This window comes from uncultured Streptococcus sp. (assembly GCF_901875575.1).
Classification (GTDB): Bacteria; Bacillota; Bacilli; order Lactobacillales; family Streptococcaceae; genus Streptococcus.
Window position 1 is genome coordinate 54317 of the sequence record NZ_CABFMF010000002.1, and the last position, 7240, is coordinate 61556.

General features: G+C 38.4%; 9 protein-coding genes. 6 read left to right on the forward strand and 3 right to left on the reverse strand.

What is annotated here, in order from left to right; all coding sequences use genetic code 11:
* Positions 1–54 precede the first annotated feature (54 nt).
* Positions 55–906, reverse strand: a complete 852-nt coding sequence (locus tag QZ114_RS00510) for a helix-turn-helix domain-containing protein (RefSeq protein ID WP_295498350.1) — start codon at positions 904–906, stop codon at positions 55–57.
* 124 nt (positions 907–1030) lie between these two features.
* Here QZ114_RS00510 and QZ114_RS00515 point away from each other — a divergent pair, with 124 nt between their 5' ends.
* Positions 1031–1372, forward strand: coding sequence for a metal-sulfur cluster assembly factor (locus QZ114_RS00515; protein WP_001204052.1), 342 nt, complete (start codon positions 1031–1033; stop codon positions 1370–1372).
* Positions 1373–1378: 6 nt separating this feature from the next.
* Here the strand turns inward: QZ114_RS00515 and QZ114_RS00520 are convergent, their stop codons facing one another.
* Together QZ114_RS00520 and ilvD are read right to left on the reverse strand one after the other, a co-directional pair.
* Positions 1379–1531, reverse strand: a complete 153-nt coding sequence (locus QZ114_RS00520) for a hypothetical protein (RefSeq protein WP_295498354.1) — start codon at positions 1529–1531, stop codon at positions 1379–1381.
* 132 nt (positions 1532–1663) lie between these two features.
* The gene (gene ilvD / locus QZ114_RS00525) at positions 1664–3367 is read right to left on the reverse strand and encodes a dihydroxy-acid dehydratase (protein ID WP_295498357.1); all 1704 of its coding nucleotides are present in this window, start codon (positions 3365–3367) and stop codon (positions 1664–1666) included.
* A gap of 184 nt (positions 3368–3551) precedes the next feature.
* Between ilvD and QZ114_RS00530 the strand changes: the two genes are divergently transcribed.
* The 5 genes from QZ114_RS00530 to QZ114_RS00550 all read left to right on the forward strand — a co-directional run bounded on the left by QZ114_RS00530 (position 3552) and on the right by QZ114_RS00550 (position 6608).
* On the forward strand, positions 3552–4559 hold the full coding sequence (locus QZ114_RS00530) for an SPFH domain-containing protein (RefSeq protein ID WP_295498360.1): 1008 nt from the start codon (positions 3552–3554) through the stop codon (positions 4557–4559).
* A 2-nt stretch (positions 4560–4561) separates the two neighbouring features.
* Entirely contained in the window at positions 4562–4762 is a 201-nt protein-coding gene (locus QZ114_RS00535) for a PTS ascorbate transporter subunit IIC (RefSeq protein ID WP_000796544.1), read from the forward strand.
* Between the two features lie 151 nt (positions 4763–4913).
* A complete protein-coding gene (rpmF, locus tag QZ114_RS00540; RefSeq protein WP_000290416.1) occupies positions 4914–5096 on the forward strand; it encodes a 50S ribosomal protein L32 in 183 nt (60 codons plus the stop codon).
* A gap of 15 nt (positions 5097–5111) precedes the next feature.
* Positions 5112–5261, forward strand: a complete 150-nt coding sequence (rpmG, locus tag QZ114_RS00545) for a 50S ribosomal protein L33 (protein WP_001265622.1) — start codon at positions 5112–5114, stop codon at positions 5259–5261.
* Between the two features lie 495 nt (positions 5262–5756).
* Positions 5757–6608, forward strand: a complete 852-nt coding sequence (locus tag QZ114_RS00550) for a hypothetical protein (protein ID WP_295498394.1) — start codon at positions 5757–5759, stop codon at positions 6606–6608.
* Positions 6609–7240 lie beyond the last annotated feature (632 nt).

A 7240-nucleotide genomic window follows, 5' to 3' on the forward strand; every position in this document is an offset into this window, starting at 1 on the left:
GCCCAACAGTTCTATCGCTTCAAATTTCAAATGATTTTCTTGGTTTGCAGATATTCAAGAATCGGTCGTTTTTCTATAGTATTCGGCCGATTTATTACAGCCAAGCATCTCAAAAATATGGACAGCATCCTCCATCTTTTTCTGACCTTCCTTGACTCTTCCCTGCTTGCTATCAAGGAGACCCTCTGCCCACAAATAGACAGTTCGGAAATAGGTTTCATTTTCATTGTAGAAATGCTCTTCAATGACACGTTTAAAATAATGGGCATTAGTAAATTCTTCACACTCAATGCTGGCTAAAAAACCATTCAATAGCATGGTGTGAAACAGGTTTCGATTACCAGACATTTCCATTAGAAAGTCAGATTTGCGGACCATTTCTCGTACATATCTAGTAAAAAGAGAAGCAGATAAAAAGGGAGAACTGACTGAAAATAAATTGAGTTCATAGATTCCCCAAATTTCAGTAGAAAACAAGTAGTCATGAAGGACTCTCCCTTCCTCTGCCGTTAACTCTACCGTATCATCCATGCCCTTCATATAAGACTTGATAATAATGGCATTTAGAATATGTTTCTGTTTGTTGTGAAAATGGGCATGCTTTTGATACTCCCTACGATACAAGTCCTCAAGCGGAGCTATGTTCTTTGGATCCAAGACATCTATGATTTCTTTTCTCAACTCAGAATCTGTATCATGCTGAAAACCTCTCGCCAGAAAGAGGATTTCCTCCACACTGGCAGATATATTTTCTAGGGCGAATAGAAACTTTTCCACCGAAAGCTCACTCTGACCCGTTTCAAAGCGAGATAACATAGACGGCGAAAATTGTCCCCCAGTTGCTTGTCTCAGCGAGATATTTCTTGACTCTCGTAATTGTCTAAAGACTTTTCCAATCTGCTCCATAGACTTCCCCCTGATTCTATATTTTCTTTATATTATCATATTTTTTCAGAAAATTCATCAAAAACTTGCCAAATTGTCAGAATTATGAGAAAATAGAGGATATTTATCACGTGGAGGGACTGCTATGAGAGACGATATCAAAATCAATGACCGTGCTTTGGCCTTGCAAGACCAAATTATCGAAAAACTAGAGAAGGTTTTTGATACAGATGTGGAATTGGATGTTTACAATCTAGGACTGATTTATGAAATCAATCTGGATGAAACAGGCCTCTGCAAGATTGTCATGACCTTCACTGACACTGCCTGTGATTGCGCCGAAAGCCTGCCTATCGAAATCGTCGCAGGTCTGAAACAAATCGAGGGTATCGAAGATGTCAAGGTTGAAGTTACCTGGTCGCCTGCTTGGAAAATCACACGAATCAGTCGCTACGGCCGCATTGCCCTTGGACTACCACCTCGTTAATACTCTTCAAACCACGTCAGCATCGGCTTGTCGTAGATATATGTTACTGACTTCGTCAGTTCTATCTACAACCTCAAAGCAGTGCTTTGAGCTGACTTCGTCAGTCTTATCTACAACCTCAAAGCAGTACTTTGAGCTGACTTCGTCAGTTCTATCCACAACCTCAAAACAGTGTTTTGAGCAACCTGCGCCTAGCTTTCTAGTTTGCTCTTTGATTTTTATTGAGTATAAGCAGGCAAATCACTTTTGAAGATGAAAAGAAGCAAGCCGAGATTGGCTTGCTTTTTAAGTTTATTTTTTACCTGACTTGTCCATATTCCAGAAGTCTGTCACGGCTCCACGAGAAGCAGATGATACGATATGGGCATATTTACCGAGGACACCACGACTGTAAAGTGGTGGCAAGGTTGTTTCTGCCTTGCGTTTTTCAAGTTCTTCTTCGGATACGGCCATGGAAATTTCTTTGGTATCTTGGTCAACCGTAACGATATCGCCTGTACGAAGGTAGGCAATTGGTCCACCATCCTGAGCTTCAGGAGCGATATGTCCAACAACCAGACCATAAGTCCCACCAGAGAAACGGCCATCCGTCAAGAGGGCAACCTTGTCTCCTTGACCTTTACCAACGATCATGGATGAAAGTGACAGCATCTCAGGCATACCAGGACCACCCTTAGGTCCAACGAAACGGACAACAACTACATCGCCATCAACGATTTCATCTGTCAGAACAGCCTGAATGGCATCTTCTTCTGAATCAAAGACCTTAGCTGGACCAACGTGACGACGCACTTTCACACCTGATACCTTGGCAACCGCACCGTCTGGTGCAAGGTTCCCGTTCAAGATGATAAGCGGACCATCTGCACGTTTTGGATTTTCAAGAGGCATGATAACTTTTTGACCTGGTGTCAGATCTGCAAAGTCAGCCAAGTTCTCAGCAACTGTCTTACCAGTACATGTGATGCGGTCTCCATGAAGGAAACCATTTGCCAAGAGATATTTCATAACCGCAGGCACACCACCGACTTCGTAGAGATCTTGGAAGACATACTGACCAGATGGTTTCAAGTCAGCCAAGTGAGGCACACGCTCTTGGATGGTATTGAAGTCCTCAAGTGACAAATCAACATTGGCAGCATGGGCAATGGCAAGCAAGTGAAGAGTGGCGTTTGTAGAACCACCGAGAGCCATGGTTACAGTAATGGCGTCTTCAAAGGCTTCACGAGTCAAGATATCTGACGGTTTGAGACCAAGCTCCAGCATATTGACAACAGCACGTCCTGCTGCTTCGATGTCTTCTTTCTTATCAGCTGATTCAGCTGGGTGAGATGAAGAGCCTGGCAAACTCATACCTAGAACTTCAATAGCAGTCGCCATGGTATTAGCAGTATACATACCACCACAGCCACCAGGTCCAGGGCAGGCATTACATTCAAGACGTTTCACGTCCTCAGCCGTCATATCACCGTGGTTCCATTTTCCGATACCCTCAAAAACAGAAACCAAATCGATATCTTTGCCATCAAGATTTCCCGGTGCAATAGTTCCACCATAAGCGAAAATTGCTGGAATATCCATATTAGCAATAGCAATCATAGATCCAGGCATGTTCTTGTCACAGCCACCGATAGCGACGAAGGCATCGACATTGTGGCCACCCATAGCCGCCTCGATTGAGTCTGCAATGATATCACGAGATGTCAAAGAGAAACGCATACCAGGCGTTCCCATGGCAATCCCATCCGCTACAGTAATAGTTCCAAACTGCACAGGCCAAGCACCTGCAGATTTGACACCTTCTTTAGCCAATTTCCCAAAATCATGCAAGTGGATATTACATGGTGTATTTTCCGCCCAAGTCGAAATCACTCCCACAATCGGTGTTTCAAAGTCCTTATCTGTCATACCAGTCGCACGAAGCATAGCACGGTTTGGTGATTTTACCATACTGTCATAAATGCTACTGCGGTGACGTTTATCTAATTCAGTCATTTGTTCCCTCCCATTTCAGTTTTTACTATTATAGCACATTTTAAAAGCAATGAACAGAAGAAAATTCTTGAATTTTCAGAAAATTCTATACAGCAACCTTTTATTTAAAAATATTACATTTATTTCTTGACTTTATAAATTAAAGTGATATCATTTAGATATCATATAATAGGAGGTCATTCTTATGACTGAAAAACTAATCAATTCAAAACCAAATGGTATATTAGCATTGATTCTCATTGAGTTGACAATCGTACTCGGTGTCTTTATATTTATAATGGGTGTTGGTTCGGAAAACATTTTTGGAATGATTATCGGACCTTTACTAATCGTAATTGCAGTGCTAACTCATGCTGGTTTAAAAGTTGTCAAACCTCAAGAAGCTCTGGTTCTGACACTCTTTGGTAACTATACAGGTACCATCAAAGAACCTGGTTTTTACTTTGTCAATCCCTTCAGCGTAGCGGTCAACCCTGCAAACCACACTCGACTTGGACAAAGTGGTGATGTTAGCACAAAGTCTCCTTTTTTAGGAGCTAAATCATCAAATGACAATGATGTAAATATTGAAATTAGCAAGAAACACATTTCACTCAAAGTCATGACCTTGAGCAATTCTCGCCAAAAAATCAATGATTGTCTAGGAAATCCTGTAGAAATCGGTATCGCGGTAACTTGGAGAGTTGTCGATACCGCTATGGCAGTATTCAACGTTGATAACTACAAGGAATATCTTTCATTACAATGTGATAGCGCCCTCCGTAATATTGTCCGCATCTATCCTTACGATGTGTCTCCTAATGTGGACACTACAGGTGACGGGCAAGCAGATGAAGGTAGTCTCCGTGGCTCTAGCGAAATTGTAGCTAACCGTATTCGTGAAGAAATCCAAAGTCGTGTTGAAGATGCTGGCTTAGAAATCCTTGAAGCACGTATTACTTACCTAGCTTACGCTCCAGAAATTGCTGCTGTCATGCTTCAACGCCAACAAGCATCTGCCATTATTGATGCCCGTAAGATGATTGTGGATGGTGCTGTAGGAATGGTTGAAATGGCACTAGAACGACTCAATGAAGGGGAATTGGTAGAGCTTGACGAAGAACGAAAAGCTGCCATGGTTTCAAATCTCCTTGTCGTACTCTGTGGCAATCATGATGCACAACCAATTGTCAACACAGGAAGTCTTTACTAAAGATGGCTGAAGCTAAAAAAAAGCAGATCCCCCTTCGACTCTCAACAAAGTTATACGCTGCACTCGCATCATGGGCAGAAGATGACTTTCGTTCAGTCAATGGGCAAATCGAATATCTCCTCACAGAGTGTGTCAAGCAACGGAAGAAAGACGGAAAATACGTCTCAGAAACCATTGACGAACCATTTGAGATTGATATTTAGCATTTTCTCCTGTTTGCTATGTCGGACAGGAGAATTTTTTCATCTTTTTTTGTCAAGTAACTTTACTTTACAAAAAAAATGTGTTATTCTAGTATGGTTGATGAAAATCAGTAGATTGAATCGAATATAAATACCTAAAGGAGAAATCAAAATGGCAGTACCTGCACGTCGCACTTCAAAAGCGAAGAAAAACAAACGTCGTACACACTACAAAGTAACAGCTCCATCTGTAAACTTTGACGAAACTACTGGAGATTACTCACGTTCTCACCGTGTATCACTTAAAGGATACTACAAAGGACGTAAAATCGCTAAAGCTGCAGCAGCTGAATAATAGAAGGGAGATACCATGCGCGTAAATATTACACTTGAACACAAAGAATCTGGTGAACGCTTGTACCTTACTTCTAAAAACAAACGTAACACTCCAGACCGTCTTCAATTGAAGAAATACTCACCAAAACTTCGCAAACACGTTGTGTTTACAGAGGTTAAGTAGACATTCAATACACGTCAGTTGACGGTGAAAACCTTGATTTAAAGCAATTCTTGAAATTCTAAATTTCAATAGATTGCAACAAAAATCAGCCGAATGACTACATTTTTGACTACATTTTTTGTGAAATAAATTAGATGTTAGGATATATAGAAAACGCTCTAGTCATATTGTCTAGAGCGTTTTTTTGTTCTATCAAATTAACCTAAGTTACCTAACAGAAAATTTTGTGACTATTAACAGACTTTTACTTCAAAATGTAGTTTTTAGCAACTATTTAACCTTATTTTTTCTACTCTTCGATTTGGTGGCTCATTAAAAAAATCAATGAATATCAGCCTACTTTAGTTTTTTATAGTGAAATGTTATAATAGTAATGAGAGCATTTGGTGTAAGTGGTTGCATATGGGATTTTAACTATTCGTTTATTGAATCCTTAGTCCCAGGGGACCGAGTTCGATTCTCGGAATGCTCATATAAATAGGTGGTGTTGTGGTGATGGAGTCTATTAACCTTAAGAAATATAAAAAACAACATGGTAGAGAGAATCAGTTTTTTATTACGTCGTATATTGGAATAGATTTAATTAAATCCGTGGATGATAGACCAACAGATTTAAATACTTCCTGGAATCCCCAAAATATTGTCAATGCTAAAGAGGAAGCGAGATTATTTATCCAGAGATCTTCATTAGTTTATTCGGTTTCTGCTTTTGAAGCGTACCTATCAGATTTTATTCAGAATCAAGTAATTCCAATAAGTGATGATTTTCCTATAGAGTTGCAAGGTGCTTTTTTGAAAAAATCGATTATTCATAAAATTGAACAATTAGTTGAAGAATACCCAGATTTAAAAACAAAAGAATACTATCTCGTTCTTTCTACTATTTATTGGAGAAATAAGTTAATACATGGGACACATGATACTTTTTCTGGAGATCAGAAAGGAAAACTAAGGAAATATAAGGATGAATTTTTAAGCACCTATTGTAATCTGAATATTAATGACTATATCACACATTATAGTGAACATAAAGTTCCAACATTTAAAGAGACTTTGTCAATGATGACTAATCTAAGGAATTATGCAGCTATTATAGACAATTATTTTATGTCTCAATGCAACTTTGAAAAATACATAATACACAATATCAAAGATTTAATTGAAGCAGAAAAAATCAGCCACTTCGAATTTAGTCCAAATATTGAAAAAAATAGTAGATTTTGGAGAAATATTTTTGAAATAAGGTTGAGGTTAAATGTCGATAAAGAATTACAATCTTGTCCTATTTGGGATAAATTAATTTCAGCAAAAAACAGACAAGAACTCGATGAAATTTTACATATATAGCAAAATCGATAAGAAGTGTATAGACTCTATGTTTTAATTGATTTTAAATTATTGTAAGCATTTAAAGTTATAGTCGTTTTAAAATTAAAAATCTATGAAAGCATAACTACGATATTCTTATTTGTTGATTTATATTAATTAGAAGGTGCTCTAGTCATATTGTCTAGAGCTTTTTTGTATTGTTTGAGGGTAAATAAAAGATGGTAAATATCTACGAGTATCAAATATTAGAAATACTTATATAGTACTTAAGAGATAGAGGAAGTAGTTATCACATATAAATCTTGTTATGTTCTTTATAGTCGCTTTGAAGAGTTTGAACCTATTCTTGATTTAGGTTAACTATATTATCACTGTGGTAAAGTTGCTCGCTATCGTAAACCAGTTGCTGAAAAATTAATGCCAGGAAGAGTTAGTCAACCAAATTTTGAGCTCATTAGTAAATTTATTGATGAATTTCATGCAGTAAGAGCAACTGTGAGAGTGATTGAAACCAAAAAGATTGATTTTAAACAATGATTTTAGTGATACATTTCAATTTTGAGTTTTAATAGCAATCATGACCACCCGTCAAACGGGTGGTTTGTACCAGGGCTATAAGCCCAAATTACCAGCCAGCGCCTAAAGACGCT

What these genes read in the sequence shown, in the direction of transcription:
- QZ114_RS00510 (WP_295498350.1), bottom strand. Translation starts at nt 906, where the DNA reads ATGGAGCAGATTGGAAAAGTCTTTAGACAATTACGAGAGTCAAGAAAT.
- QZ114_RS00515 (WP_001204052.1), top strand. Translation starts at nt 1,031, where the DNA reads ATGAGAGACGATATCAAAATCAATGACCGTGCTTTGGCCTTGCAAGAC.
- ilvD (WP_295498357.1), bottom strand. Translation starts at nt 3,367, where the DNA reads ATGACTGAATTAGATAAACGTCACCGCAGTAGCATTTATGACAGTATG.
- QZ114_RS00530 (WP_295498360.1), top strand. Translation starts at nt 3,552, where the DNA reads ATGACTGAAAAACTAATCAATTCAAAACCAAATGGTATATTAGCATTG.
- QZ114_RS00535 (WP_000796544.1), top strand. Translation starts at nt 4,562, where the DNA reads ATGGCTGAAGCTAAAAAAAAGCAGATCCCCCTTCGACTCTCAACAAAG.
- rpmF (WP_000290416.1), top strand. Translation starts at nt 4,914, where the DNA reads ATGGCAGTACCTGCACGTCGCACTTCAAAAGCGAAGAAAAACAAACGT.
- rpmG (WP_001265622.1), top strand. Translation starts at nt 5,112, where the DNA reads ATGCGCGTAAATATTACACTTGAACACAAAGAATCTGGTGAACGCTTG.
- QZ114_RS00550 (WP_295498394.1), top strand. Translation starts at nt 5,757, where the DNA reads ATGGAGTCTATTAACCTTAAGAAATATAAAAAACAACATGGTAGAGAG.